At 60.2% G+C, this 25,801-nt stretch carries 25 protein-coding genes and 1 pseudogene; 15 read left to right on the top strand and 11 right to left on the bottom strand.

From position 1 onward, the window contains the following. Nucleotides 1–221: 221 nt before the first annotated feature. Both R6X40_RS15715 and R6X40_RS15710 read left to right on the top strand, forming a co-directional pair. A complete protein-coding gene (locus R6X40_RS15715; protein ID WP_113316009.1) occupies nucleotides 222–965 on the top strand; it encodes a Bax inhibitor-1/YccA family protein in 744 nt (247 codons plus the stop codon). Nucleotides 966–1,099: 134 nt separating this feature from the next. Beyond that, nucleotides 1,100–1,657: a GNAT family N-acetyltransferase gene (locus tag R6X40_RS15710; protein WP_318414977.1), complete on the top strand. Its 558-nt coding sequence runs from the start codon at nucleotides 1,100–1,102 to the stop codon at nucleotides 1,655–1,657. A 1-nt stretch (nucleotide 1,658) separates the two neighbouring features. On the opposite strand, the gene R6X40_RS15705 is transcribed toward R6X40_RS15710, so the two are convergent. From R6X40_RS15705 to acnA, 3 genes are all read right to left on the bottom strand, one after another. Then, nucleotides 1,659–2,066: a DUF2794 domain-containing protein gene (locus tag R6X40_RS15705; RefSeq protein WP_318414732.1), complete on the bottom strand. Its 408-nt coding sequence runs from the start codon at nucleotides 2,064–2,066 to the stop codon at nucleotides 1,659–1,661. Between the two features lie 391 nt (nucleotides 2,067–2,457). Then, nucleotides 2,458–3,216, bottom strand: coding sequence for a DUF1223 domain-containing protein (locus R6X40_RS15700; protein ID WP_412178392.1), 759 nt, complete (start codon nucleotides 3,214–3,216; stop codon nucleotides 2,458–2,460). A 192-nt stretch (nucleotides 3,217–3,408) separates the two neighbouring features. Next, nucleotides 3,409–6,099 carry an aconitate hydratase AcnA gene (acnA, locus tag R6X40_RS15695; RefSeq protein WP_318414975.1) on the bottom strand — a complete coding sequence of 897 codons (2,691 nt, stop codon included), beginning with the start codon at nucleotides 6,097–6,099 and terminating at the stop codon, nucleotides 3,409–3,411. A gap of 268 nt (nucleotides 6,100–6,367) precedes the next feature. Here acnA and ccmA point away from each other — a divergent pair, with 268 nt between their 5' ends. The 5 genes from ccmA (at nucleotide 6,368) to R6X40_RS15670 (ending at nucleotide 9,562) form a co-directional block, all read left to right on the top strand. After that, nucleotides 6,368–6,997, top strand: a complete 630-nt coding sequence (gene ccmA, locus R6X40_RS15690; protein ID WP_318414974.1) for a heme ABC exporter ATP-binding protein CcmA — start codon at nucleotides 6,368–6,370, stop codon at nucleotides 6,995–6,997. 202 nt (nucleotides 6,998–7,199) lie between these two features. After that, nucleotides 7,200–7,859 carry a heme exporter protein CcmB gene (ccmB, locus tag R6X40_RS15685; RefSeq protein ID WP_318414731.1) on the top strand — a complete coding sequence of 220 codons (660 nt, stop codon included), beginning with the start codon at nucleotides 7,200–7,202 and terminating at the stop codon, nucleotides 7,857–7,859. Between the two features lie 161 nt (nucleotides 7,860–8,020). Further along, on the top strand, nucleotides 8,021–8,782 hold the full coding sequence (locus R6X40_RS15680; protein WP_318414730.1) for a heme ABC transporter permease: 762 nt from the start codon (nucleotides 8,021–8,023) through the stop codon (nucleotides 8,780–8,782). 4 nt (nucleotides 8,783–8,786) lie between these two features. Beyond that, the gene (gene ccmD / locus R6X40_RS15675) at nucleotides 8,787–8,957 is read left to right on the top strand and encodes a heme exporter protein CcmD (protein ID WP_318414729.1); all 171 of its coding nucleotides are present in this window, start codon (nucleotides 8,787–8,789) and stop codon (nucleotides 8,955–8,957) included. Beyond that, nucleotides 8,954–9,562, top strand: a complete 609-nt coding sequence (locus R6X40_RS15670; RefSeq protein WP_318414728.1) for a DsbE family thiol:disulfide interchange protein — start codon at nucleotides 8,954–8,956, stop codon at nucleotides 9,560–9,562. The genes ccmD and R6X40_RS15670 overlap by 4 nt, the downstream gene beginning before the upstream one ends. 205 nt (nucleotides 9,563–9,767) lie before the next feature. On the opposite strand, the gene R6X40_RS15665 is transcribed toward R6X40_RS15670, so the two are convergent. The 5 genes from R6X40_RS15665 to dapF form a co-directional block, all read right to left on the bottom strand. Next, complete coding sequence (locus tag R6X40_RS15665; RefSeq protein WP_412178391.1) at nucleotides 9,768–10,361, bottom strand: DUF2585 domain-containing protein; 594 nt, start codon at nucleotides 10,359–10,361, stop codon at nucleotides 9,768–9,770. Beyond that, nucleotides 10,358–10,990 carry a septation protein A gene (locus R6X40_RS15660; protein WP_318414727.1) on the bottom strand — a complete coding sequence of 211 codons (633 nt, stop codon included), beginning with the start codon at nucleotides 10,988–10,990 and terminating at the stop codon, nucleotides 10,358–10,360. Before R6X40_RS15660 ends, R6X40_RS15665 begins: the two co-directional genes overlap by 4 nt. Before the next feature lie 253 nt (nucleotides 10,991–11,243). Beyond that, a complete protein-coding gene (gene ftsY / locus R6X40_RS15655) occupies nucleotides 11,244–12,923 on the bottom strand; it encodes a signal recognition particle-docking protein FtsY (protein ID WP_318414726.1) in 1,680 nt (559 codons plus the stop codon). A 15-nt stretch (nucleotides 12,924–12,938) separates the two neighbouring features. After that, a complete protein-coding gene (gene mtaB, locus R6X40_RS15650; RefSeq protein ID WP_318414725.1) occupies nucleotides 12,939–14,213 on the bottom strand; it encodes a tRNA (N(6)-L-threonylcarbamoyladenosine(37)-C(2))-methylthiotransferase MtaB in 1,275 nt (424 codons plus the stop codon). Then, nucleotides 14,210–15,115, bottom strand: coding sequence for a diaminopimelate epimerase (dapF, locus tag R6X40_RS15645; protein ID WP_318414724.1), 906 nt, complete (start codon nucleotides 15,113–15,115; stop codon nucleotides 14,210–14,212). The genes mtaB and dapF overlap by 4 nt, the downstream gene beginning before the upstream one ends. 666 nt (nucleotides 15,116–15,781) lie before the next feature. Between dapF and R6X40_RS15640 the strand changes: the two genes are divergently transcribed. Next, the gene (locus R6X40_RS15640; protein WP_318414723.1) at nucleotides 15,782–16,198 is read left to right on the top strand and encodes a GFA family protein; all 417 of its coding nucleotides are present in this window, start codon (nucleotides 15,782–15,784) and stop codon (nucleotides 16,196–16,198) included. On the opposite strand, the gene R6X40_RS15635 is transcribed toward R6X40_RS15640, so the two are convergent. Continuing rightward, the gene (locus tag R6X40_RS15635) at nucleotides 16,155–16,691 is read right to left on the bottom strand and encodes a hypothetical protein (RefSeq protein WP_318414722.1); all 537 of its coding nucleotides are present in this window, start codon (nucleotides 16,689–16,691) and stop codon (nucleotides 16,155–16,157) included. The two genes, R6X40_RS15640 and R6X40_RS15635, sit on opposite strands and share 44 nt — an antisense overlap. A gap of 24 nt (nucleotides 16,692–16,715) precedes the next feature. After that, nucleotides 16,716–17,734: pseudogene (locus R6X40_RS15630) on the bottom strand (MBL fold metallo-hydrolase). Between the two features lie 315 nt (nucleotides 17,735–18,049). Between R6X40_RS15630 and ffh the strand changes: the two are divergent. The 6 genes from ffh to R6X40_RS15600 all read left to right on the top strand — a co-directional run bounded on the left by ffh (nucleotide 18,050) and on the right by R6X40_RS15600 (nucleotide 23,734). Continuing rightward, complete coding sequence (gene ffh, locus R6X40_RS15625) at nucleotides 18,050–19,609, top strand: signal recognition particle protein (protein WP_318414721.1); 1,560 nt, start codon at nucleotides 18,050–18,052, stop codon at nucleotides 19,607–19,609. 13 nt (nucleotides 19,610–19,622) lie between these two features. Further along, on the top strand, nucleotides 19,623–19,925 hold the full coding sequence (locus R6X40_RS15620) for a chorismate mutase (protein ID WP_318414720.1): 303 nt from the start codon (nucleotides 19,623–19,625) through the stop codon (nucleotides 19,923–19,925). A 63-nt stretch (nucleotides 19,926–19,988) separates the two neighbouring features. Further along, nucleotides 19,989–20,351 (top strand): 30S ribosomal protein S16, encoded by a 363-nt coding sequence (gene rpsP / locus R6X40_RS15615; protein ID WP_113315988.1) that lies wholly within the window; start codon nucleotides 19,989–19,991, stop codon nucleotides 20,349–20,351. Between the two features lie 92 nt (nucleotides 20,352–20,443). Beyond that, entirely contained in the window at nucleotides 20,444–21,007 is a 564-nt protein-coding gene (gene rimM, locus R6X40_RS15610; protein WP_318414719.1) for a ribosome maturation factor RimM, read from the top strand. Nucleotides 21,008–21,011: 4 nt separating this feature from the next. Continuing rightward, nucleotides 21,012–21,692, top strand: a complete 681-nt coding sequence (trmD, locus tag R6X40_RS15605) for a tRNA (guanosine(37)-N1)-methyltransferase TrmD (protein WP_318414718.1) — start codon at nucleotides 21,012–21,014, stop codon at nucleotides 21,690–21,692. A gap of 140 nt (nucleotides 21,693–21,832) precedes the next feature. Next, complete coding sequence (locus R6X40_RS15600; RefSeq protein WP_318414717.1) at nucleotides 21,833–23,734, top strand: diguanylate cyclase; 1,902 nt, start codon at nucleotides 21,833–21,835, stop codon at nucleotides 23,732–23,734. Between the two features lie 100 nt (nucleotides 23,735–23,834). Here R6X40_RS15600 and R6X40_RS15595 read toward each other — a convergent pair whose 3' ends face one another. Beyond that, nucleotides 23,835–25,058, bottom strand: coding sequence for an MFS transporter (locus R6X40_RS15595; RefSeq protein ID WP_318414716.1), 1,224 nt, complete (start codon nucleotides 25,056–25,058; stop codon nucleotides 23,835–23,837). 150 nt (nucleotides 25,059–25,208) lie between these two features. On the opposite strand from R6X40_RS15595, the gene R6X40_RS15590 reads away from it, so the two are divergent. Continuing rightward, on the top strand, nucleotides 25,209–25,796 hold the full coding sequence (locus tag R6X40_RS15590; protein WP_318414972.1) for a TetR/AcrR family transcriptional regulator: 588 nt from the start codon (nucleotides 25,209–25,211) through the stop codon (nucleotides 25,794–25,796). Nucleotides 25,797–25,801: the final 5 nt, after the last annotated feature.

The raw sequence follows: 25,801 nt of genomic DNA, 5'->3' as shown, positions 1-25,801 counted from the left end.
GCCAGTTAACCGTTAACGCTAACCTCTGAAAGCCCTGAGAATCCGCTTTTCGTCTGATTCTCAGGGCTGCCGGTCTTGTGTAAGTCGTATTTCGACATCATATTCACCAAAGGCATGCTGGAGCCCCGCAGCGGCGCCTGGGTCAAGCGGCTTGCACCCTTGAGGATGCGCCCTTACCGCCCGACACCGTAAACTTAACCGGGGCTTTTAAAGAGGAAACAATGGCTGATCTTAGAAACTACCAAACCCGAATGTCGCCTGCCGGCGCACAGGCGGGGGCCGTAATCGACGAAGGTCTGCGCACCTATATGCTCAAGGTGTACAACCTGATGGCCCTCGGTCTGGCGATCACCGGTATCGCTGCCTACGCTGCGTTTCAGTTCGCTTTTGCGGACGGACAACTGACAGCGTTCGGGCAGGCGATCTATGTGAGCCCGCTGAAGTGGGTTGTCATGCTCGCACCGCTGGCTCTGGTGTTCTACATGAGCTTCCGCATCAATTCGATGAGCGTATCCGCCGCGCGGGCGACCTTCTGGGTCTATGCCGGTCTGATGGGTCTCTCGCTGTCGTCGATCTTCCTGATCTATACCGGCCAGAGCATTACCCAGACGTTCTTCATCACGGCCGCTTCGTTCGGCGCTCTGTCGCTCTACGGCTACACCACCAAGCGTAGCCTGTCGGGCATGGGTTCGTTCCTGATGATGGGCCTGTTCGGCCTGATCATCGCCTCGATCGTCAATATTTTCCTCGCCTCGTCGGCGCTTAATTTTGCGATCTCGGCTATCGGTGTTCTGATCTTCGCAGGCCTCACCGCCTACGATACCCAGAAGATCAAGGAAATGTACTTCGAAGCAGACAGTGAAGATGCCGCTGGCCGCAAGGCTATCATGGGCGCCCTGACGCTGTACCTCGACTTTATCAACCTGTTCCTGTTCATGCTGCGCTTCCTCGGAAACCGCAACTAATCCGGAACCGGATACTTCTGAAAAAGGCGGCTTCGGCCGCCTTTTTTGTTGGCCGCATTTTGGCAACGCCGCTCGGTTGAATGGGTGAACGCGATATGGCAGACGAGGGAGTAGTCTTCCAGACAGGTCTGCCCATGTCCTTTATCCTGCGCGATGCGACCCTATCTGACATTCCTGTTATCACCGGGATTTATCGGGAATCCGTGTTGAACGGTGTCGCGTCCTATGAAATGACGCCGCCGGGCGAAGCTGAAATGGCCTCGCGCTTTTCTGTCATCACCGGCAAAGGCTATCCCTATATTGCCGCAATCGATACCGATGGCGTGCTGCTTGGTTACGCCTATGCCTCGGCATTCCGGACCCGCACGGCCTATCGATTCATGGTCGAGGATTCGATCTATCTGGCGCCGGAAGCGCGCGGGCGCGGCGTGGGCAAAGCCCTGCTCTCCGAGCTGATCCTGCGCTGCACGGACCTCGGCTTCCGCCAGATGGTGGCTGTCATCGGCGGCGCACATCCTGCATCCGTCGCAGTGCATCGCGCGGCCGGTTTCGAGCATGGCGGGTTGATGAAGGGCACGGGTTTCAAGCACGGCCGCTGGCTCGATACCATCATCATGCAACTGGCGCTTGGCGAGGGCCTGACGAGCGATCCCGAACCGGGCCTCTATCCCGATACGCTCTACCGCAGCTGAATCAGGTCTTGATGACCTTCAGCATCTTGTCGAAGACTTTCAGCACCTGCTGCAGGTCGTGGCCGCGTTTCAGGATCATGCCGTGTGTATTGACGACGCTGAAGGCGCCCTGCTTGGCCGAAAGTTTCGGGTTCTTTTCAATCCGAAACAGCGGCATTTCACCGGAACGCTTAAAAACAGAGAAGATAGCCTTGTCGCGCAAGTGATCCATCGCATAGTCGCGCCACTCGCCGTCGCCCACCATGCGGCCATAGACCCGAAGGATCAGATCCAGTTCGCGGCGGTGGAAGGTGATGGGGAGCTGGTCCTGATTGCCGCTGCGATATTCGTGCAGATTAACAACCACATCGGACGATTTCTGCCTTTCGGAACGGGTCTCGCCTTGCGGCAAATCCGGCTGATCAGTCATCGGTACTCCGGCCTTATATTGTGACAGGACGGTTACAGTTTGCCTGACCTTGGCTGAAATGCAAGCCGCAAGGCGGGTCGCTGCGGTGGAAGACTTTTTTCATTGTGCCGCATTTCAAACAAATAGACGCCCCAATTCGCAAGGAAACTCCCCCTCGCTGGCACAAGGGAGTCCTTCCGAGTGTCCGGCCTGCATGTTTGTTTGGGGTTTTTCTGCCTTGAACGGGTGCAGCAATGGAGCGGCTAGCCAAAGCGCCCTTCGGGCGCGGTTGCTCCAGACGCCATGTCGAGTGGTTGCTTTCTGCAGCTGCGAAACGTGGCCGGTTCGGTCCGGCATCTTCGAACCCTCAGCCCCAGCCCCTCGATGCTGCCGGGCCGAACCATATTATGCGTCAGTTGGCGGTATTGTCCGCCATGACTGTCGTTGCGCCCAGGATAGCGCCCGGCGTTTCACTGTCCTTCATGGTCTGCAACAACACGGCACAGCCGCCGTTCTCTCCCTCGTTGAGGATGGAAGCGGGCAATACGAAAGAGGCAGGCTTGCCGTCCCACATTCCGATCGTCTGGATGTCGCGGACGGAATGCCAATAGGAAATCTTCCTGCCGCTGTTTTCGCCTTTCTTGACGTCGACAAGCTGCTGGCGATTGAAATAGACGACAACGACATTGGCTTTCCCCATGCCAGCGCCGATCTTGATATCGATCTCATCCTTGCGGACGCTGGCATCGACCGGAACAGCGAGGCCCTTTCCTGACGATTTCATCGCCGAAAGCCGATTGTTGATCCCGTCGATATCGGCACCATTGATATGGTCGCGGCCATTGAGCACCGCCTGCGGCGTATAGACGCCGCTGCGGCCGAACATTTTCGCGTAGGCATATTGCCGGGCGGTATTGTCCTTCGAGGCCAACGTATCGGTCCAGCCGAGATAGTTCCAGTAATCGACGTGATAGGACAGCGCCACAACCTTGCCGTCGTCGATCAGTGTCTTCAATGCCGCGTCTGCCGGCGGGCAGGAAGAGCAGCCCTGACTGGTGAACAGTTCAACAACGCCCGCCGGTTTTGCCACGTCCCCGGCGATAGCCGGCATCGCCGCAAGGCCAAGGCCACAGGCGAGCATGATGCGGCGAACGGAGCTTGATCCAGACATTGTGACTTCCATTTCAAGGGGTCGGCATTTCAGCAGTGTTGTACGGGTGTACAGTGTTTATCCGCATCCTTCATACGCCGCTGCTCTTTCAACAGAAAATCACGTTGGAGTGAGGTTCGCGGCTTCACCGATCACGAAAAAGCCGGGGCTCATGAAAGCCCCGGCTTCGTTCATGTCAGCATCAAGGATGCATCAGGCAGCGAGGTCGCGTAACACCGTCTGCAGGATGCCGCCATTGTTCATGTAAGTAACCTCATCCAGCGTATCGATGCGGCAGATCAGCGGAACGTCCTTCACCGTCCCATCGGCATAGGTGATCTTGGCGATGCGCTTTTCACGCGGCTGGACATTGCCGAGGCCGTCGATCGTGACGCTTTCGTCGCCCTTCAGGCCGAGCGATTCCCAGGTCGTGCCTTCCTCGAAGACGAAGGGCACGATGCCCATGCCAACGAGGTTAGAGCGGTGGATACGCTCGAAGGACTGAGCGATCACGGCCTTGACGCCGAGCAGGTTGGTGCCCTTGGCGGCCCAGTCACGCGACGAGCCGTTGCCGTATTCGACACCCGCGAAGATGACCAGCGGAACGCCTTCTGTTTTGTATTGCATGGCGGCGTCGTAGATCGACATCTCTTCCTTCGAAGGATAGTGGATCGTGTAGCCGCCTTCCTTGCCGTTCGGTCCCATCATGTGGTTGCGGATGCGGATATTGGCAAAGGTGCCGCGCATCATCACTTCATGGTTGCCGCGGCGCGTGCCGTACTGGTTGAAGTCGGCAATGCCGACGCCATGGTTGATCAGGTAGGCACCGGCAGGAGACGCAGCCTTGATCGAACCGGCCGGGGAGATGTGGTCGGTGGTGATCTTGTCGCCAAACAGGCCAAGGACGCGGGCGCCCTTGATGTCGGAAATGCCCGAACCGGTCTTGCCCATGCCGACGAAGTACGGCGGGTTCTGGACATAGGTCGAGTTGTCGTCCCAGGCATAGGTCTGGCCAGCCGGAACCTGAACCGCCTGCCAGTTGGCGTCGCCCTTGAACACGTCGGCATATTTCGACGCGTAGAGTGCGCGGGTGACGTATTTCAGGATGAATTCCTGGATTTCCTGCGACGTCGGCCAGACGTCCTTGAGGAAGACCGGCTTTCCGTCGCTGCCGATGCCGAGTGGCTCGGTGGTCAGATCCTTCTGGACCGTACCGGCCAGCGCATAGGCGACGACCAGCGGCGGCGAAGCGAGGTAGTTCGCCTGAACGTCCGGCGAGATACGGCCTTCGAAGTTACGGTTGCCCGAGAGAACGCCGGACATGATCAGGCCCTTCTCGTTGATCGTCTTCGAGATCGGCGCCGGCAGTGGGCCGGAATTGCCGATGCAGGTCGTGCAGCCGAAGCCGACGAGGTTGAAGCCGAGCGCATCAAGCGAGGTCTGCAGGCCGGACTTGGCGAGATACTCGGCGACGACCTGGCTTCCCGGTGCCAGCGAGGTCTTCACCCACGGTGCTGACTTCAGGCCCTTGGCGACAGCATTGCGGGCGAGAAGGCCGGCAGCGATGAGAACCGAAGGGTTGGACGTGTTGGTGCAGGAGGTGATGGCGGCAATCGCCACATCGCCGTGGCCTATATCGTAATCCGCGCCTTCGACGGCATATCGCATGTCGAGCTGGCCCGGCTTCTTGTATTCGCCCTCGAGCGAGCCAGCAAAACCGGATGCGATGTTTTCGAGCGGGATGCGGCCTTCCGGACGCTTCGGGCCGGCCATGGCGGGAACGACCTGGCCGAGGTCCAGCTCCAGCGTGTCGGTGAAGACCAGATCGGAGCCGTCATTGTCGCGCCACATGCCTTGAGCCTTGGAATAGGCTTCAACCAGCGCGATGCGCTGCTCTTCGCGGCCGGACATGGTGAGGTAGTTGATGGTTTCCGAATCGACCGGGAAGAAGCCGCAGGTCGCGCCGTATTCCGGGCCCATGTTGCCGATCGTCGCGCGGTCGGCGAGCGTCATGTTGTCGAGGCCGGAGCCGAAGAATTCGACGAATTTCGAGACGACGCCCTTCTTGCGCAGCATCTGCACGACCATCAGGACGAGGTCAGTCGCGGTGACGCCTTCCTTGAGCTTGCCGGTCAGCTTGAAGCCGATGACTTCAGGCAGGAGCATGGAGACCGGCTGGCCAAGCATGGCAGCTTCCGCCTCGATACCACCGACGCCCCAGCCGAGAACGCCCAGGCCATTGATCATGGTCGTGTGGCTGTCGGTGCCGACGCAAGTGTCCGGATAGGCAATGATTTCGCCGTCTTCTTCTTTGGTCCAGACCGTCTGGCCAAGATATTCAAGGTTGACCTGGTGACAGATGCCGGTACCGGGCGGGACAACGCGAAAGTTCTTGAAGGCCTGCTGGCCCCACTTCAGGAAGCGGTAGCGCTCGCCGTTACGTTCGTATTCGAGCTCGACGTTGCGGGCAAAAGCTGTCGGTGTGCCGAATTCGTCGACGATGACCGAGTGGTCGATGACGAGGTCGACGGGAACCAGCGGGTTGATCTTTTCCGGGTCGCCACCGAGCGCCACCATCGCGTCGCGCATCGCAGCCAGATCGACCACGGCGGGAACACCGGTGAAGTCCTGCATCAGCACGCGGGCCGGACGGTAGGCAATCTCGTTTTCTTCGCGGCCTTTGTTATCAAGCCATGCGGCAACAGCAAGGATGTTCTCCTTGGTGACCGAGCGGCCGTCTTCGAAGCGCAGCAGGTTTTCAAGCAGAACCTTCATCGAATAGGGGAGCTTGGAAACGCCGGCGAGGCCGTTTTCTTCCGCTTTCGGCAGGCTGTAATAGACATAGTCTACGCCATTGACCGAGAGCGTCGACCGACACTGGAAACTGTCTAGGGATTTGGACACTGGAATACCCCGTTCCGTTAGATCGCCAAAACGTGACGCACGAACGCCCGAACGCTTTTTAAGCGCGATATGGGATGCGGGTACGGCCATTTCCGCTGTCCGTACGTGGAAATCTTTCCAAGTTCGGCGCCAGGATGAAATTCACGCCGACCGCTGGCGTGGTAGGGCGGTTATAGATAATTTCTCCGGAACGTGCCAGACCATCCGTCCTCAATTTGAGACAATTTTTTGCGCGGTGACCAACGTCGTAAAGGGAATGTGAATGCCTATCCGCCTGCATGTCGAGGGTCTCAGTGCGAAACGCGGTGAGGACCTGATTTTCCACGATATTTCGTTCGTTGTTGCGGCCGGGGAGGCCTTGATCATCACCGGTCCGAACGGCTCCGGCAAGTCGACATTGCTGCGCGTTCTGGCGGGACTTCTGAGCGCCGAATCCGGTACTGTCCGGCTGGACGATACAACTGCAGATATCGGCCATCCGCGCGAGCTCTGCCACTATCTCGGCCACCGCAATGCGATGAAGCAGGAACTGACCGTCGCGGAAAATCTCTCCTTCTGGAAATCCTTCATGGGTGATTCGGCTGGCGGTTCCGGAATCGGCATCGAAGAGGCTACGGAAGCGCTTGGGCTCGGCGGCATTTCGCATCTTCCCTTCGGCTATCTCTCGGCCGGGCAGCAGCGGAGGATGGCCATGGCTAAGCTGCTCGTGGCCTACCGTCCGGTCTGGATCCTCGACGAGCCGACGGCGGCACTCGACGCGTCGGCGGACCGGATGTTTGCGGGACTGGTCGAGCGGCATCTTGCGGGTGGAGGCATCGTGGTTGCGGCGACGCATCAGCCGCTTGGGGTGGCCGCGAAGGAATTGCGGATGACAGGGTTTGCGGGGGTAGGCGCTTGATGTCCGTGCATGCCGCCCCCACCCCCCTCTGTCACTTTGTGACATCTCCCCCACAAGGAGGAAGATTAGCCTTTTCCCCTGTCCACCGATTGTTTTTGTTTTGGGAGGCAGAAGTTTGGTGGTTAATCTCTCCCCTTGTGGGGGAGATGTCGGCGTCGCCGACAGAGGGGGGTAAAACTGCCCCCGATATGGTGGTGCCGGCATGATCTCCCTCTTCCTCCGGGACCTCAAACTCTCCATGCGCGCCGGTGGTGGCGCCCTGATCGGCGTGCTGTTCTTCATGACCGTCGTTGCCGTGGTGCCGTTTGCCGTCGGTCCCGATCTCAATCTGTTGTCCCGCATCGGCCCGGCAATCCTGTGGATCGGAGCGTTGCTCGCTTCGCTGCTTGGTCTCGACCGGCTGTTTCAGGCGGAGCGGGAAGATGGGTCGCTTGATCTGATGCTGATGCAGGAGGTGCCGCTGGTGCTGACGGTGCTGGTCAAATGCCTGGCACACTGGACGGCAACCGGCCTGCCATTGGTGATCGCCGCGCCGTTGCTCGGGCTGTTCATGAACATGAGCGAGATTGCTATCGGCGCAACGATGCTGACGCTTCTGGTCGGGACACCGGCCATTACCTTTATCGGCGCGACTGGCGCTGCCGTCGCGGTGACCCTGCCGCGGGGTGGATTGCTGGTGTCGATCCTTGTTCTGCCGCTTGCGATCCCGGTGCTGATCTTCGGCGTCAGTGCGGCTTATGCCGCCGTTCAAGACCCCGCGCCGTTCCTGCCGCCCTTGCTGATTCTGCTTGCCATCACGCTGTTCTTTGCAGTTATCGGCCCGCTGGCTGCGGCTTTGGCGCTGCGGTCCGCGTCGGATTAGGGCCTTCTGTGTTGAAGCTGAACCACCCGAAAGCGAATGGACGCTCGCAAACGGAACGCTAAAATCACCGTTGTGCGCTCTTTGAGCGCGTGACGCTCTGACGCAAATGTGATTGCAGCGGCTTTATTGAAGAGAAACGCGTTGCACGTTAAAGAACCATCATGAGCGAAAACAGTCTGGCCATTCGAAAATTCAGCGACCTTGCCAATCCCACCCGGTTTCTGGCTTTGGCGGCACGCGTCCTGCCTTGGTTTGCCGGATTGACGGTGCTGCTGTTTGCCGCCGGGCTCTATCTGTCTTTCACCACCGAAGGCGATTACCAGCAGGGCGAGACGGTCCGTATCATGTATGTGCATGTGCCTGCGGCTTGGCTGTCGATGATGTGTTACAGCGTGATGGCACTGTCGGCGCTGGGCACGCTGGTCTGGCGCCATCCGCTGGCCGATGTTGCGGCTCGCGCCGCCGCTCCGATCGGGGCGAGTTTTACCTTTCTGGCACTGGTCACCGGTTCGCTCTGGGGTAAGCCGATGTGGGGCACTTGGTGGGTCTGGGATGCGCGGCTGACCTCGGTCTTCGTGCTGTTCCTGATGTATCTCGGGCTGATTGCGCTCAATCGCGCCATGGACGAGCCGGGCAAAGCGGCCAAGGTTTCGGCTGTTCTGATCCTCGTCGGCTTCGTCAATATCCCGATCATCAAGTTCTCGGTCGAATGGTGGAACACGCTGCACCAGCCGGCAAGTGTGTTGAGGCTTGGCGGTTCGGCGATCGATCCGGAGTTTCTGCGGCCGCTTTTGGTGATGGCGGTTGCCTTCACCCTGCTGTTCTTCACCCTGCATATCGCCGCCATGCGCAACGAGATCTGGCGCCGCCGCGTGACCTCGATGCGCCGTCAGGCCGCCCGCAGCACTGGCCGGGAGGTCTGAGCCGATGATGACCCACACCGCCTATGTTTTTGCCAGCTACGGTATCGCCGCTGTCACCGTGCTCTCCCTCGTTGTCTGGGTCTGGACCGACGGGCGGGCACGGCGCCGCGAATTGCAGGCACTGGAAGCCGCCGGCATCCGCCGCCGTTCGGCGCAGGCTGGAGACATACAATGAGCATTGAGACCCCCGCCACGCCGGCAACCAACCGGCCCGGTAAGATGCGCATTGTCTTCGCGCTCCTGCCGCTTCTGGTTTTTGCCGGGCTCGCCGCGATTTTCTGGAGCCAGCTCGATTCCGGCCGGGATATCAGCGAGATCCCGTCTGCGCTGCTCGGCACCAAGGCGCCGATGCTCGATATGCCGCCGCTGGAAGGCGCCACCTTCAAGGGTGCTGCGATGCCACCGCTCACCGATGCGGCGATCAAGGGCAAGCTGACGCTCGTCAATGTCTGGGCGTCGTGGTGCGTTCCCTGCCGTGAGGAAAACCCGATCATTCTGGAACTCGCCAAGGACCCGCGCCTGACGGTGGTCGGGATCAACTACAAGGACCAGACCGACAATGCGCTGCGGTTTCTCGGCGAACTCGGTAACCCCTTCGCCGCCGTCGGTGTCGATCCGCGCGGCAAGGCTGCAATCGACTGGGGCGTCTACGGCATCCCGGAATCCTACCTTGTCGATGCGTCGGGCACGATCGTCTACAAGCGGGTGGGGCCGTTCGATGAGCGCAGCTTGAAGGACGGGCTCTATCCGGCGATCGAAAAGGCTGCGGCGGGGAAGTAGGTTATTTCCGGCCGGCCCGTCTGTTTTTATGAGTCATCACTTTCCTCCCTCTTTATCGCCTATGTGGCGGGGATTCAGCCCCGCGACGTCTACCGCGTGAGAGGCATTCTTGCAGCACCGCAGACGCGGGCGCCACTGGATCCCGGACAAAGCCGGGATGACGGAGAGGGAAATAGGACGTCCGCAGCATGCCTCACAGAGGGCGTCAAAGCGCGCTCTGCCACGCTTTCACTGCATCCAGCGGATAGACCAGCATCAGAACATTGAGCGTCAAGTTATCGCGGATCAGCCAGCCGGTGAAAAGCTCGAAGACGATGGCAATCGCGACCGTGACGGCCACCGGTGCGCGCCGGGCGAAGAAGAAGCCGAGCGCCATGAACACAGTGTCCATCGCCGAGTTGAGGATGCTGTCGCCGTAATAGTCGAGCGAGATGGTGGCGGTACGGTAGCGGTCGATAATGATCGGTGAGTTCTCGAGGATTTCCCAGCCGGATTCGATGACGAGCGCCAAAAGCAGCTTTGCTGCCAACGGCTTGCCGCGCAATGTCAGATGGGCAAGCCCGTAGAACAGGAAGCCGTGGATGATGTGCGACGGGGTGTACCAGTCGGCCAGATGCTGTGAATTGCCTGGGCCTTTGGCAGTGGCCTCGAACAGCTTGATGTAGCCGCATTCGCAGATCGGCGTGCGGCCCATCCAGTATTCGATGACGATCTGCAGGATGAGAACTGCGGCGCAGGCGGCGAGCCAGAGTGTGGCGGCACGCGGCGAACGGCTTTCGGCCGGTACCAGTGTTGTCACTTCGGCGTATCCTGATCCAGCGAATGTTTCATGATGATCGGCATCTGCGACAGGGTGAACAGCACCGTGATCGGCATCGTGCCCCAGACCTTGAAGGCGACCCAGAAGTCGGTCGAGAAATTGCGCCAGACAACTTCGTTCAGCACGGCGAGGAACAGGAAGAACACGCCCCAGCGGATGGTCAGCTTGCGCCAGCCGGCTTCATCAAGCTTGAAGGCGGCATGGAAGACATAGCCGAGCAGGGATTTTCCAAACAGCAGCCCGCCGAGCAGGATGACGCCAAACAGCGTGTTGACGATGGTCGGCTTCATCTTGATGAAGGTATCGTTCTGCAAATAGAGCGTCAGTGCGCCGAAGATGAAGACGACGCCGCCGGAAATCAGCGGCATCATCGGCAAAGTGCGGGTGAGCAGCCAGGATGCGGTCAGCGCGATCGCTGTCGCGGCCATGAACAGGCCGGTGGCGATGAAGATCGGGCCGCCGAGCTCCGTCAGCGCCGGAAACTCCCGCGCCAGCCATTCGCCGCGCGAATTGGCGAAGAAGAAAACCACCAGCGGGCCAAGCTCCAGCACCATTTTCAGGAGCGGGCTGATTTCCTTGCGCGGCTTGGCCGTCTCGATCGATGACATCGTGTCTTTCCTAAAGTGCCTGCTCGATGGAGCGGTAAAAATACAAATGCGGTTCAACTACACCGTCATTCCTGTGCTCGTCACAGGAATCCAGTCACGCAATGCCATCGCGTGAAGAGCCTCTAGCGGCGCCGACGCGCCGCTGCTGGATGCCCGCCACAAGGGCGAACATGACGGAGAAGGTGAAAGCCCGCGTCTAAATTGTGCATTATCGACCCTATAACATCAGCAAAAAGGCAAAATGATATCCGGGTCAATGGGGAATCCCGGCGATTGCCTCGGCAAAGTCTTTCGCTTCGAACGGTTCCAGATCGTCCACACCTTCGCCGACACCGATGAAATAGACCGGCAGCTTGTGTTTGGCCGAGATGGCGACGAGGATGCCGCCGCGTGCGGTGCCGTCAAGCTTGGTCATGATCAGGCCGTTGACGCCTGCGATATTGCGGAAAATCTCCACCTGGTTGAGCGCATTCTGGCCGGTCGTGGCGTCGAGCGTCTGCAACACCGTATGTGGTGCATCGGGATCGAGCTTGCCGAGCACCCGGACGATCTTTTCCAGTTCCGCCATCAGTTCAGTGCGGTTCTGCAGGCGGCCGGCGGTGTCGATGATCAAGACGTCGCTCTTTTTCAACCGCGCCTGCTCGAAAGCTTCGTAAGCAAGGCCCGCGGCATCGGCGCCGAGTTTCGAGGAGACGATGTCGGAGTTGGTGCGCTCGGCCCAGATCTTCAGCTGTTCGATAGCGGCCGCGCGGAACGTATCGCCGGCGGCGAGCATGACCTTGAGGCCAGCGCCCGAAAGCTTGGCGGCGAGCTTGCCGATGGTGGTGGTCTTGCCGGTGCCGTTGACGCCGACGACGAGGATAACGTGCGGCTTGTGGGAGAGGTCAAGCTGTAGCGGCTTGGCGACCGGGGCGAGCACCTTGGTGATCTCCGTGGCCATGATGCGGGAAACGTCTTCTCCGGTCACGTCCTTGCCATAACGTTCCGAGGCGAGCGTATCGGTGATGCGCAACGCCGTTTCGACGCCGAGATCGGCCTGGATCAACAGATCTTCCAGATCCTGCAGCGTCTCGTCGTCCAGCTTACGCTTGGTGAAGAGCGCGGTGATCTGGCCGGTGAGCTGCGACGAGGTGCGGGCCATGCCCTGGCGCAGGCGCTGGAACCATGTGAGCTTCTGCTTCGGCGCTTCAGGCTCCGGTTCGAAGGCACGGCCGGTGGCGAAGCCTTTGGGGAGGATAGGAACTGTGGCTTCTGCGGGTTCCGAGCGCGCGGAGAGTTCGTCACCCCCCTCTGCCCTGTCGGGCATCTCCCCCTCAAGGGGGGAGATCGAAGGGGGAGCGCTTTCGTTGATACCGCCGTCTTCGGAGGTTAGGGAAGGTTTACCCCCCTCTGTCGGTTGCACCGACATCTCCCCCACAAGGGGGGAGATTGGCCTCGTGGTTGCCTCCGGCGCATCATCTGACGGAGCATGTCGCGCGGATGGTGCGTCAGCCTCTGTCTGATCTCCCCCCTCGTGGGGGAGATGTCCCGAAGGGACAGAGGGGGGCACTTCAGTTTCCGCAACCTCGGATGCCTCGGCTTCCGCTTCCAGCAGCGATAGCGGGATTACGCCGATATCGCCGATCTGTTCGGCCGGTGGAAGAAGGGCGTGTTCTTCTTCTTCAGCCGCGAACTCCGGCGCATCAACGGTATCGGCAGACGGGCCGCCGGCGGTGTCCATTTCTTCCGGCAAAACCGGATCGGCTGCGACCGGCAGATCTTCGGTTCGGGAATGCGGCTCGAGTTCGGCTTTGATCGCCCGGGTTTCCTCGGGGCTGAACGTCGATTCCGCCTGGTCCATGACCGCATCGGCTGCTGGCGCTGCGGCGGGCTCGCCTTCGGTCGGCTTGTCCTTGCCGAATGTGAAGACCTTTTTCAGAAAGCTGAGCGCCATGTGAATTCCGTAAACTCAGGCCGCGTTGACGGCCATCAATTGCATGTCGAGATGCTTGCCGTTTTGGCCGGTAATCATCGCCGTGACTATAGCGCGCGGCTGAAGCCCGGGGACGGCGACAAGCGTGAAATTTTCCGTGTGTGCCAAGCCATTGTTCTCGACGAGCAGGCTTTGCTGCGTTCCGACCATGCTGTCAAGATGGGCCTGATGCAGCCGAAGTCCAGTGGCGCGCAGCCGGGCGGCGCGTTCCTTCACCAGAGCGCGGTCGAGCTGCGGCATCCGGGCGGCGGGCGTACCCTCGCGCGGCGAATAAGGAAAGACGTGCAGATGGGCGATGCCAGCCTCTTCGGCGAGCCCCATCGCGTTCCCGAACATCTCCTCGGTTTCAGTCGGAAAGCCGGCGATCATGTCGGCGCCGAAGCTTGTTTCGGGGCGCAGCCGCCGCACGTCCTGAATGAACGCCAGCGCATCCGCGCGGCTATGCCGCCGCTTCATCCGTTTCAGGATCATGTCGTCGCCATGCTGCAGCGACAGGTGCAAGTGCGGCATGAAGCGCGGCTCGTCGGCAATGAGGTCCATCAGGTGGCTGTCCGCCTCGATGCTGTCGATGGAGGAGAGGCGCAGGCGCAGGATTTCCGGCACCTGTTTCAGCAAAGTCTTAGCGAGTAGGCCGAGCGTCGGCATTCCCGGCAGATCGCCGCCGTAGCTGGTGGCATCGACGCCGGTGAGCACGATTTCGCGATAGCCACTCTCTGCCAGCTTTCGCGCCTGATCGACGACGGCGCCCATCGGCACCGAGCGGGAATTGCCGCGGCCGTAGGGAATGATGCAAAAAGTGCAGCGGTGGTCGCAGCCGTTCTGCACCTGGATGAAGGCGCGCACATGGCCTTCGATCAGCTTGACCATCTGCGGCGCGGTTTCGCGGACGCTCATGATGTCGTTGACGCGCAGCTTTTCTTCCGCCGAGACACCGAAATCCGGCAATGACCGGTATGAGGCGCTTTTCAGCTTTTCCTCGTTGCCAAGAACGGCATCGACCTCGGGCATCTCGGCAAAGGTCTGCTTTTCCGTCTGGGCGGCGCAGCCGGTAACGATGATGCGGGCATGCGGGTTTTCGCGCCGCGCCCGGCGAATCGCCTGGCGGGCCTGGCGCACGGCCTCGCCGGTGACGGCGCAGGTATTGACGAGAATGGCGTTGTTCAGTCCCGCCTTCTCGGCCTGCGCCCGCATCACTTCGGATTCATAGGTGTTGAGACGGCAGCCGAAGGTTATGACATCGACGCCACTCAAAGCGCGACGCTTCCCGGCTCTTCCTCACGCGACCACAGGCCGGTGACGGGATCGACGGTGCCGGACCATTCCCATTCGGCAGGACCGGTCATGACGACATGATCGTCGCGCTCGCGCCATTCGATGGTGAGGATGCCAGGCGGGGTGGCGCTGGCGACCTTGATCGCGACATTGCGGCCAGTGCGGCCGGTGCGGGCGGCCGAGACGGCGGCGGCACAGGCGGCGGAACCGCAGGCCAGCGTCAGCCCGGCGCCGCGTTCCCAGGTGCGGGTGGTGACGGAAGATGGTGAGGTGACCTGGGCAAGGGTGATATTAGCACGCTCGGGAAACATCGGGTGGTTTTCGAGCAGTGGGCCGAAGCGTTCGAGATCGAAAGACATCACGTCGCGGTCGACCCAGAAGATCGCATGTGGATTGCCCATCGACGTGACGGACGGCGAATGCAGGATCGGATCGTCGATCGGGCCGATCTGCAGCTCGATGCGGCTGGTGTCGTAGAATTCCTCCGACAACGGGATCTTGTCCCACGCAAACACTGGCGTGCCCATATCGACGGAAATCGTCCCGTCGGCATGTTCCTGCGCATTCAGAATTCCGGCGACGGTCTGGAAGGTGAAGACCTTCTTGCCGGTTTCGGCTGCCAGCGCTTGCACGACACAGCGCGTGCCGTTGCCGCAGGCCTGCGCCTTCGAACCATCGGAATTGAGAATATCGATAAAGGCGTCGGTACCCTCGGCCTTCGGATCGTGGATGGCCATGATCTGGTCGAACTGGGTCTGCGGATGGGCGTTGAGCGCAATCGCCGCTTCCGGCGTCACCTTGTCCTTGCGGCCACGCATATCGACGACCAGGATCTTGTTGCCAAGCCCGTTCATCTTCGCGAATTCGACCGTGTTTTCCATGCCGTCTGCTTCCATCGTTTGTTGAGGTGTATATGGCGGAAACCTCGGCAAATTACCAGTACCTCCCCCTCAAGGTGGAGGTGAACTACGGCCGATAGCCACGCCCGGAAAATCCGCCGTGGTTTTGGCTGGTTCAGTTCACTTCGCTTCAGTTCACTTGGCCGGGGCGCCGGAAGGTGCCGATGACTAAGTTATTTTATATGACGCCTTCCGGCGCCCCGTTCAGTGTGGGTCGGCGGGCAACTCCGGTTTCTCTGCGGGGATGGCGGCGCCCTTTTGATGCGGGGTGGTACTGACGGCTTTCGCCGCCGCGCCACGAAAGGCCTGTCTTTCGACACGCCAGTCGCCGGTCCTCATGGGTGCCTCACAGGCACGCCCCGCCATTTTGCAGACGAGAGGGAAACCACTTTCTGACCGCCCACCGGATGAAGGCTTACGTCTCTCCACCACCCGGCACCGGCTCCGCCTCACTGCCACGCCTGGCAGCGTATCCGATGACGGAACGCTCACATGATGGCACAGGTTTTGGGAGCGGGGATTTGCGGGGATGATTTTTTTTTGAAAGATTGGGATGATGCCGTGTTTCGCAGCATTGTGAACGGCCAGGCGCCCGTCATCCTGACGGTTCGTCATGAACATACGGTCGTGATATCGCGGAGACAGAATATGCCCGGAACACCCACCGCCCTCACCGGAAAATGCCTGTGCGGTGCCATCGAGTATGCAGTCGAGGATAGCTTCGACTATGCGATGAACTGCCATTGTTCCAATTGCCGGCGCACCACCGGGTCGGCTTTCAAGCCGATTGCAGGGATCAAAAGCGAGCGGCTGCGGCTCGTGCGGGGCGAAAATGACAGGCTGATCTATGGCAGTCTTGACGAGGCTCATGATGTCCATTGCGGCATTTGCGGGTCGCTCGTTTATTCCGTGGTGCGCGACGGCGCCTATGCCCATGTGCCGATGGGCACGCTGGTGGATGCCCCGTCGATCCGGCCGGCAGCGCATATTTTCACCGGCTCGAAGGCGCCGTGGTATGAGATCACCGATGATCTGCCGCAATATTACGAATTTCCGGGGGAGTAGCGGGCGAGGTGCCGGTGCCGGATGTGCATGTTGCTGTGCGTTCGAATAACAGCCATTCGGGCCAAATGTCCGAGACAGCCTGCTCCCTGGCTGCAACGAAACGGGGCAGCGCCGTATCGCGAAGCTGCTTTCCATAGCGGGGATCATCCGCTGGGGCGACGATGACGGCGGGGGCTGCGAATTGATCCGCCGTGATATCGATGATCCATCCGGCGCATTCCACCCACGCATGGCTTTCCCATTGCTCTGCGTTCAGGAAACCATAGAGGCCTTCCTCCGGGCCGTCGACGGCCCGGCGCGGGACGCCGTTGATCCATGCTGCGTCATAGCCCTTGCGTTGCAGTACCCGGCAAACAAACAGGCTCGTTCTGCCGCAGGTAAACTGTGAAGGGATGTCCGCAATGGCTTCTCCGTCGGTCCTTGCAGAGGCCTCGTGCCCGCGAACCCAGACCGGCTCCAGGAAGCGGCGCATCTTGAAGGCCATGCGTTTCAACTCGGCTTCCGCCTGAGGGAGCAGCTAAGCCTCCGGTACATCGAAAACCTCACCGGCCCTCAGCGCGCGAAAACGCTCCGGTGCGACGCCCTGTTCCTGCAGCGCAATTTCCAGCGCTCGCACTGGCGCTTCGATAGCCTCGTTGGTCAATTGCACCGTCCCGAAATGGTGCCCGGCCGCGTAGGTGGTTCTGCAGAGCAGCATTCCCTCGACGGCCTCTTGCGGGTTCTGGTGCTGGGCTTTCATGAACCAGCGTGGCTCGTAGGCGCCGATCGGCAGGTTGGCGAGCCGGAAGCCACCGTGTTTTTCTGCTGCGGCTTCGTAGTTGATGCCATCGTGAAAACCGGTATGCCGATATGGTAGATTTTTCCCGATGGTGTCGAGATCACGAAGGCGGCCCAGAGGGCCATACGGCGGTCGCGGGCGGTGCGTGCCGACCAGTGGTGGCAGGGTTCGCTATCAATGCTAATGCCGTCCCAGAAGGAAATCTGCTCGCCCCAATCCATCACGTTAATTTGGGCATCAGGGATGGCCCGTCGGATGATCGTATCGTTGCCCAGCGGGGTAATGATGGGAGAACGGCGCTCGGTGTGCAGCCGCTTCAGTGTCGCGAGATCGAGATGGTCGTAGTGATTGTGGGTAACAATGACGAGATCGATCGGCGGCAGGTCTTCGAAGCGGATACCAGGCCCAACCACACGCTTCGGTCCCGCAAAGGAAAACGGGCTGGTGCGCGGCGACCAGACGGGATCGGTGAGGATGTTGAGCCCGGCGACCTGAATAAGCAGTGTAGCATGGCCGACCATGGTGACGCGCAGACCGCCGCCATCGATGCGATCGTCGGGTTTTGCCGGTGGGAAGGGGCTCGGCGCGATCTTTGGCCAGACTGACCGGCCGCCGCCGAACTGCCAGCGCATCAGTTCCCGAAACCCGAGCGGCGCTTCGCCGCCGGGATTGAAGAAATAGGTGCCGTCGAAATGATCGGAGACGGGGCCGGTATAGTAGGGATTCCGTGGCTTCCGGGGAGGCGGCGTCTGGGGCATGGGGAACCGATCGGTGGGATGTGTCCATGTGATCTGGGATCATCCGGCGCGTTTTGGAAGGGCCGCCGGCTGCCAATCCGGCAAAATCGGGCGTTATCCTTGACTTTCCTGCCCATATCGTGTTTACCGCCCGCAATCTGCGACAAGAACAAGACTTGTAGCCACCGACCCGGACCCATTGCGGAGATCCTGGAGGTCAACACCCGACAGCGCGCTGCGCCCTCGGGTGCTTTTTGGCTTTGCGTCTTGTTTTCGTCACGGAAAAGCACAACGTTTCGGGCGAAGCAAAAGCCATGAAACGACAAGGATGAAGCGATGTTTGAAAGTCTCCAGGACCGCCTTGGATCCATTCTGAATGGATTGACCGGCCGTGGCGCGCTGTCGGAAGCCGATGTTTCGGCTGCCCTGCGCGAGGTTCGCCGTGCGCTTCTGGAAGCCGACGTCGCGCTCGAGGTCGTTCGCTCGTTCACTGACAAGGTGCGCGAAAAGGCTGTTGGCGCTGAAATCCTGAAATCGATCAAGCCTGGCCAGATGGTCGTCAAGCTCGTCCATGACGAGCTGATCAACATGCTCGGCTCCGAAGGCGTGCCGATCGATCTGAATGCCGCTGCCCCAGTCGTCATCATGATGGTCGGTCTGCAGGGTTCAGGTAAAACCACGACGACGGGCAAGATCGCTCTTCGTTTGAAGACGCGGGACAAGAAAAAGGTCCTGATGGCGTCGCTCGACACGCGCCGTCCGGCAGCGCAAGAGCAGTTGCGCCAGCTCGGTGTGCAGACCGGCGTCGATACGCTGGCGATCATTGCCGGCCAGTCGCCGACCGATATTGCCGCACGCGCCGTGCAGGCTGCCAAGCTCGGCGGTCATGACATCGTCATCCTCGACACCGCCGGCCGCACCCATATCGACGAGCCGCTGATGCTCGAGATGGCCGAGATCAAGCGCCGCTCGAACCCGCATGAAATCCTTCTGGTCGCCGATGCGCTGACCGGTCAGGACGCCGTCAATCTGGCGCGCAATTTCGATGAACGCGTCGGCATTACCGGCCTCGTTCTGACCCGTATGGACGGCGATGGACGCGGTGGTGCAGCCCTTTCGATGCGCGCCGTCACGGGCAAGCCGATCAAGCTGATCGGCGTCGGCGAAAAGATGTCGGAGCTGGAAGAATTCCACCCGCGCCGCGTCGCCGACCGTATTCTTGGCATGGGCGACATTGTCTCGCTGGTCGAGAAGGCCGCTGAAAACATCGATGCCGAGAAGGCGGCGGCCATGGCCGCCAAGATGAAGACCGGCAAGTTCGATCTGAACGATCTCGCCGATCAGCTCGGCCAGATGCAGAAGATGGGCGGCATGGGCGGCATCATGGGCATGATGCCCGGCATGGCCGGCATGAAGGACAAGATGGCTTCGGCTGGTCTCGATGACAAGATGTTTGGCCGCCAGATGGCGATCATCTCCTCGATGACCAAGGCCGAGCGCGCCAACCCGGATATTCTCAAGCATTCCCGCAAGAAGCGCATCGCGGCCGGTTCCGGCTCGGATGCGGCCGAAATCAACAAGCTTCTGAAAATGCACCGTTCCATGGCCGACATGATGAAAATGATGGGCGGCAAGGGCAAGGGCGGCATGATGAAGCAGATGATGGGCGGTCTTGCCGGCAAGATGGGCCTTGGTGGCATGGGCGGCGGAATGGGCGGAATGCCCGATCTGTCGAAGATGGACCCCAAGCAGCTCGAAGCATTGCAGAAGCAGGCGGAGGCCGCTGGCCTCGGCAAGGGTATGGGCGGTGGTTTGCCCGGTTTGGGTGGCGGTATGAAGCTGCCCGGTCTTGGTGGCGGGTTCCCGGGGCTTCCCGGCCTGCCGAAGAAGAAGTGAGGACTGGACCGGTATGATTGATCCAGCAGTCAAACAGGAACTCTCGGGCTATCGTCAGTCGATCGACAATATCGACGCGGCACTCGTGCACATGCTGGCCGAACGTTTCCGCTGCACCAAGGCAGTGGGCGTTTTGAAGGCCAAATACAATTTGCCGCCGGCGGACCCGGCGCGCGAGGAATACCAGATCGAACGCCTTCGCCATCTGGCGAAGGATGCCAATCTGGATCCGGATTTCGCGGAGAAGTTCTTGAACTTCATCATTCACGAAGTCATCCGGCATCATGAAGCCATCGCTGCCGATCTCAAGGATTGATCAGCTTTAACAAGACACAAAAAGGCCGCCCCAGGCGGTTCGATATCTCAAGGAGTATACAACATGGCACTGAAAATTCGTCTCGCCCGCGGTGGTTCCAAGAAGCGCCCGTTCTACCAGATCGTTATTGCTGACGTGCGTTCGCCGCGCGACGGCCGTTTCCTGGAAAAGGTCGGTTCGTGGAACCCGATGCTGAAGAAGGAAGACGCAAAGCGCGTTGAACTGAACGTCGAGCGTATCCAGTATTGGATGTCGAACGGCGCGCTGCCGACCGACCGCGTCCTGCGCTTCCTCAACGAAGCTGGCGTCGCAACCCGCGAAGCACGCGTCAACCCGACCAAGGGTCTGCCGGGCAAGAAGGCTGTCGAGCGTATCGCTGAAGCCAAGCAGAAGGCTGAAGACGCAGCCGCCGCTGCTGCCGAATAAGCCTGGCGATAGCCAATTTCTGAAGCGGGCGGCGTTTTCATGCCGCCCGTTTTCGTTTATGCGAATGGCATGATCTGGAGAGTGACCCGGCAATGAGCAAACTCAAAAACCCTGTCCATATGGGAACGATCGGCGGCGCTCAGGGCCTGCGCGGCGAAGTGCGCGTCAAATCCTTTGCAGAAGAACCGACCGCGATCGGTGATTATGGCCATCTGCATGCCGAGGACGGACGCACGTTCGAGGTTCTGGAAGTGCGCGAGATGAAGAACGTCGTCGTCGTGCGGTTTCGCGGCGTCAACGATCGCAATGCCGCCGAAGCGCTGAACGGGCTGGAACTCTATGTCGAGCGCGACAACCTGCCGGATGACGATCTCGACGAGGACGAATTCTTCTATGCCGATCTCGAGGGCCTCGAAGCGCTCGATGCCGACGGCAAGAGCTATGGCACGGTCACCGGCGTTTTCGATTTTGGCGCGGGCGATCTGCTGGAGCTGAAAGGCGCGGGCAAGCGGCCGGTGCTGATCCCCTTTACCGAATGGTCGGTGCTTGAAATCGATCTGGAAGCCGGCACGATGCTGGTCGATCCGCTTGCCGCCGGTCTCACCGACGACAAGGATGAGGATCCGACCAGCCAGTTCAAGCCGAAGGCGAAGTAACCCCTTGTCCTTCCGCGCCACCATTTTGACGCTCTATCCGGACATGTTTCCGGGCCATCTTGGCCAGTCCCTGTCCGGCAGGGCGCTGGAGCGCGGCCAATGGGCGATCGATACGCTGCAGATCCGCGATTTTACCGAGGACAAGCACCGCACCGTCGATGATACGCCGGCGGGCGGCGGCGCTGGCATGGTGCTGCGGGCCGATATTCTGGCCAAGGCCATCGATCATGCCTCGGATGGAAACAACCGCCCCCGGCTTCTGATGAGCCCCCGGGGCAAACCGTTGACGCAGGAACGGGTGCGCGAACTGGCCGCAGGCCCCGGCGCCATCATCGTCTGTGGACGGTTCGAAGGCGTCGACCAGAGGGTGATCGATGGACGCCAGCTCGAAGAGGTCTCGATCGGCGACTATATCTTGTCAGGCGGTGAACCTGCGGCGCTGATCCTGCTGGATGCCATCGTCCGTATCCTACCCGGCGTGATGGGCAACGACCTCTCCGGTGTGCATGAAAGTTTCGAAGGCGGGCTTCTTGAGCATCCGCATTATACGCGCCCACCGGTCTTCGAGGGTCAAGAAATTCCTGCAGTTCTGACCTCTGGCCATCACGGCGATATCGGCAAGTGGCGCGAGGCCGAAGCGAAGCGGCTGACGGCGGAACGCAGGCCGGATCTGTTGCGGAAATAACCGCCGGTGGCGTTATGATTCTTGATCTGCGCGTGAATTGCTGGATGTCTGCCCGGCATCTGGGTAATTGCCCAGCATAAGCTTTGTGTAACGTCTTGATGATAGGTGTCGTCCATTCAATTAAGACGGCACCGAATGAAATGACATCAGCCTGGCAGGTATTGGTTGGCAATCTGGCTTCAGTAGCACTGCTGATTTCGCTCTGGATGCACTTGTATTCCCGATTCTACCGTCTCTCCAGGACGCAGCTGAAGCTGGGCTTCGGGGCGATGATGGGCCTTGGCGTCGTCATCTCGATGCTTTTGTCAGTGGAGCTCGAACAAGGCATCCATTTCGACCTGAGAAACTCGCTCCTGGCGATCTCTGCGATGTTCGGCGGCCCCCTTGCGATCGCAATCACTGCCCCGATGGCGGTAGCATTTCGATTGGTCATGGGTGGTGCCGGCGCAGTCATCGGCGTCATCGGGATCGCCGTCGTGTCGGTCGTTTGCCTGATTGCGCATTTCGCCATGGGAAAATACGCATCGGGTCCACGGGGGGTTACAGCGGCCGTTCTGGTTCTGCCGGTGACGTCGATTGCCTTGATCTTCGCATTTTCAAAGCCTGATACACCCACTGTCATGTATCAGATGAGCCTGATTACTGCCTTCTTGAACATGATGGCCGCGGCTATTGCCGGTTCGGTCATGGCGTATTTTCACAGGTCAATGCTCGAACGCGATATCTTGCGGGCTGCGCTGACCCAGGCGCCGGATTTTCACTATGTCAAGAATCTCGATAGCCAGTTCGTCATTACCAACCTGAATGTTGCCCGCTACAGCGGCCGGCAGAAACCGTCGGATATGGTCGGCCTGACGGATTTTGATCTGTGGCCTCCTGCTCGCGCTCAGGAATTGTTCGATGTCGAGCAGCAGATCATGCGATCAGGGGAGCCGCTGATCGATTTCGAAGATGCGTTCGCCAACGAGACCGCCGAGCGCCGGTGGTTTTCGACAACGAAAGTGGTCTTGAGAAACCGGCATGGCGATACGGTGGGGCTGGCTGGCGTCACACGGGACATCACCCGGCGCAAACGGCTTGAGAGCGAATTGCTGGACAGCCGGAACCTTCTGTCCCAAGCGATGACCGAGATGTCGGATGGGCTGGCGATGTTTGACCGCCATGGCATCCTGTTGTTCTGCAACGAGAGATACCGGACCGCGTTCCCTCTCTCAGCTTACGCACGGCAGCCCGGGGCTCATATTGCCGACATCGTGCGCGCATCCGCCCGAAACGGCGAGCGCAAGGATATCGCGATGGGTGTCACCGAAGCCTGGATTCAGAACGCGGCCAAGGATCTGCACGTGACGCGCGATACGGAAATCCCGCTCTCCGACAATCGTTGGCTCAGTCTGCGGACCCGTCTTACGCAGGACGGCTCGGCATTGGTGGTCGTGTCGGACATCACGGCGATGAAACATGCCGAACTGTCTCTGAGGCAGCTTGCCGAGCAGATGCGGGATCTGGCGGAGACCGACGGGCTGACCGGGCTCGCCAATCGCCGCGTTTTCGATGAAACACTGGCGTCGGAATGCGCGAATGCGCTGCGTACGGCAGCACCTCTCAGCCTCCTGATGATCGATGTCGATCGCTTCAAATCCTACAACGACACCTATGGCCATCCGGCCGGTGACGCCTGTCTGAAGGATGTGAGCGAGTGCCTGATGGCGATTGCCAAGCGTCCCGGAGATCTCGTTGCGCGTTATGGTGGGGAAGAGTTTGCAATCGTCTTGCCGGCAACCGGCAGAGCGGCAGCGCTCAGTCTTGCCGAGACGTTTCGCGCTTCTTTGCAGCGGCGGGCTCTTGCCCATGCCGGTAGTGAATTCGATGTCGTCACTGCAAGCATCGGCGTTTCGACCTTTAACGCAGACACCCCTCTCCTAACGGTCGAAGAGCTGATCGAGAGCGCCGATGAAGCGCTGTATCAGGCTAAAAAAATGGGGCGAAATCGGGTAGAGGCGCTTGCCTTCGAGGCCCGTCCCGAACGCCTGAAGCGGACTTAAAGTTCACCTGTGATTGGGGTAATTGTCTGTTCGGGCTATGGCTCGCAGCGCTCGTAAACAGCATGGCGCGCCGGTGAGGCGCGCCATCCTGTCTCCGAGGTTATTCGGCTGCCTGGAACAACGCATCGCTGGCTGCGTCAGACTTGCCGCCGGCAAGGGTCTTCTGGCCCAGTGCGATGGTGATCACCACTGCGACGCCGGCAGCGACCGAGAGCCAGAAGCCGTTCTGCGCACCGAAATTGTCGACGACCCATCCGGCCAGAAACGCGCCCAGAGCCATGCCGATACCGATGCCGGTCGTCACCCAGGTGATGCCTTCGGTCAGCATCGATTCCGGCACCCGCCGCTCGATCAGGCCAAAGGCGGTGATGAAGGTGGGCGAGATGGCGATGCCGCTGACGAAGACCGCAAGAGCCAGAAGCGGCACGGTATCGGCGACCAGCAGAGGCACGGCGGTGACGGCAAGGACGCTGACCGCGATCAGCAATTGCTTCTGCAAGGGTGTGCGCAGGTTCAAAGCGCCGAGGACGAGGCCAAGCACGAACGAACCGATCGCATAGACGCCGATGACGAAGCTGGCGGCGCCCGGTTGGCCGAGTTCCTTGGTCATGGCAACGGTGGTGACTTCGGCCGTCGCAAACATCGAGCCAACGAAGATCAGCGCCAGCGTGATGATCTGCACGGACCGCAGGCGAATGGCCGATGTCCGTACCATCCCAGCTATACTCGGACGTATCGTCGGTTCGGTTGATCGTTGCAGGGCAAAGGCGGCGGTTCCAACAGCCAGGAAAATCGTTGAGATCAGCATGCCCGCTTCGGGAAACAGCGACACTGCCAATCCGACCGAGAGCGAGGCACCTGCAATGTAAACCAGCTCGTCGGCCGCGGATTCAAAGGCGAAGGCGGTGTTCAGTTCTGGGCGGCCGCGAAAGATTTCCGTCCAGCGCGCCCGCAGCATGGCCGGCATGCTGGGCATGGCGGCGGCAAAAAGAGCCGAGGCAAACAATGTCCATACGGGCCAGTCCCGGTTGGCCGAGAGGATGAGGAAGGCAAACGCAATCACCGAGACAATGGTGCTTGGAACAATGACGGCACTTTGCCCGAACCGGTCTACAAGGCGCGAGACCTGTGGCGCTATCAGCGCGTTGGTAAGGGCAAAGGTGGCCGAAACTGCTCCGGCGATCCAGTACTCGCCGCGCGTTTGCGACAGCATGGCGACAATACCGATCGGCGCCATGGCAATGGGCAGGCGGGCAAAGAAACCGGCGGCAGAAAAGCCCACGGCCCCCGGCACGCTGAATATTTCCTTGTAAGGGTTGGACATGGAATGCTCCTAAAATCGTCAGGATAAAGCGCCTACATACGTGGCGTATGTCTTAACGTGGTTGCGTACGCCTCGTATGTCAATTAAAATACGATGCGTATGTTAAAATAAATACGCCGCGTATGTGAAGCAGGAGTTCTCATGAACAGGATGATCAAGCCTCGCCCGGAAATGATCGCCGAAACGCGTGCCAAGCTGCTGGCTGCGGGACGCCATGCCTTTGGCACCGTTGGATATGCAGAATCATCGATGGACGATTTCACAGCGGCGGCGGGCCTGACGCGTGGCGCGCTGTATCACCATTTCGGCGACAAGAAAGGATTGCTGCAGGCGGTCATCCGGGAAATCGATGCCGAGATGACGGAGCGATTGCACAAGGTATCAGACGGCGCCCCGACACGCTGGCAGGGGTTCGTCGATGAATGCGCGACCTATATCGAGATGGCACTGGAACCGGAAATCCAGCGGATCATGTTCCGCGACGGTCCAGCCGTTCTGGGTGACATCTCGCAGTGGCCGACCACCAACGGCTGCGTCGCAGCCCTCAAGCAGAGCCTCAGCGAGCTCAAGCAGGACGGCGTTATCATCGACATCGACGAGGAAGTGACGGCGCGCCTGATCAATGGCGCCAGCAGCAATGCCGCCCTGTGGATCGCCAATTCCGAGAACCCGCAGCAGACCTCTAAACGGGCAGTGCAGGGTTTTCGCACCCTGCTCGAAGGTCTGAGGCTGAAATAGACGCG

Origin of the sequence: Rhizobium sp. PL01 (genome assembly GCF_033447125.1) — a bacterium.
In the GTDB taxonomy this organism is placed as follows: domain Bacteria; phylum Pseudomonadota; class Alphaproteobacteria; order Rhizobiales; family Rhizobiaceae; genus Pararhizobium.
Note: the sequence above shows the minus strand (reverse complement) of the source record. Positions and strands in the feature narration are given on the sequence as shown.

Excerpts from the sequence above, each read along its gene's own strand:
- R6X40_RS15715 (WP_113316009.1), top strand. The coding sequence starts at position 222 with ATGGCTGATCTTAGAAACTACCAAACCCGAATGTCGCCTGCCGGCGCA.
- R6X40_RS15710 (WP_318414977.1), top strand. The coding sequence starts at position 1,100 with ATGTCCTTTATCCTGCGCGATGCGACCCTATCTGACATTCCTGTTATC.
- R6X40_RS15705 (WP_318414732.1), bottom strand. The coding sequence starts at position 2,066 with ATGACTGATCAGCCGGATTTGCCGCAAGGCGAGACCCGTTCCGAAAGG.
- R6X40_RS15700 (WP_412178392.1), bottom strand. The coding sequence starts at position 3,216 with ATGTCTGGATCAAGCTCCGTTCGCCGCATCATGCTCGCCTGTGGCCTT.
- ccmB (WP_318414731.1), top strand. The coding sequence starts at position 7,200 with ATGATCTCCCTCTTCCTCCGGGACCTCAAACTCTCCATGCGCGCCGGT.
- R6X40_RS15680 (WP_318414730.1), top strand. The coding sequence starts at position 8,021 with ATGAGCGAAAACAGTCTGGCCATTCGAAAATTCAGCGACCTTGCCAAT.
- ccmD (WP_318414729.1), top strand. The coding sequence starts at position 8,787 with ATGATGACCCACACCGCCTATGTTTTTGCCAGCTACGGTATCGCCGCT.
- R6X40_RS15670 (WP_318414728.1), top strand. The coding sequence starts at position 8,954 with ATGAGCATTGAGACCCCCGCCACGCCGGCAACCAACCGGCCCGGTAAG.
- R6X40_RS15660 (WP_318414727.1), bottom strand. The coding sequence starts at position 10,990 with ATGTCATCGATCGAGACGGCCAAGCCGCGCAAGGAAATCAGCCCGCTC.
- ftsY (WP_318414726.1), bottom strand. The coding sequence starts at position 12,923 with ATGGCGCTCAGCTTTCTGAAAAAGGTCTTCACATTCGGCAAGGACAAG.
- dapF (WP_318414724.1), bottom strand. The coding sequence starts at position 15,115 with ATGGAAAACACGGTCGAATTCGCGAAGATGAACGGGCTTGGCAACAAG.
- R6X40_RS15640 (WP_318414723.1), top strand. The coding sequence starts at position 15,782 with ATGCCCGGAACACCCACCGCCCTCACCGGAAAATGCCTGTGCGGTGCC.
- ffh (WP_318414721.1), top strand. The coding sequence starts at position 18,050 with ATGTTTGAAAGTCTCCAGGACCGCCTTGGATCCATTCTGAATGGATTG.
- R6X40_RS15620 (WP_318414720.1), top strand. The coding sequence starts at position 19,623 with ATGATTGATCCAGCAGTCAAACAGGAACTCTCGGGCTATCGTCAGTCG.
- rpsP (WP_113315988.1), top strand. The coding sequence starts at position 19,989 with ATGGCACTGAAAATTCGTCTCGCCCGCGGTGGTTCCAAGAAGCGCCCG.
- rimM (WP_318414719.1), top strand. The coding sequence starts at position 20,444 with ATGAGCAAACTCAAAAACCCTGTCCATATGGGAACGATCGGCGGCGCT.
- R6X40_RS15600 (WP_318414717.1), top strand. The coding sequence starts at position 21,833 with ATGACATCAGCCTGGCAGGTATTGGTTGGCAATCTGGCTTCAGTAGCA.
- R6X40_RS15595 (WP_318414716.1), bottom strand. The coding sequence starts at position 25,058 with ATGTCCAACCCTTACAAGGAAATATTCAGCGTGCCGGGGGCCGTGGGC.
- R6X40_RS15590 (WP_318414972.1), top strand. The coding sequence starts at position 25,209 with ATGATCAAGCCTCGCCCGGAAATGATCGCCGAAACGCGTGCCAAGCTG.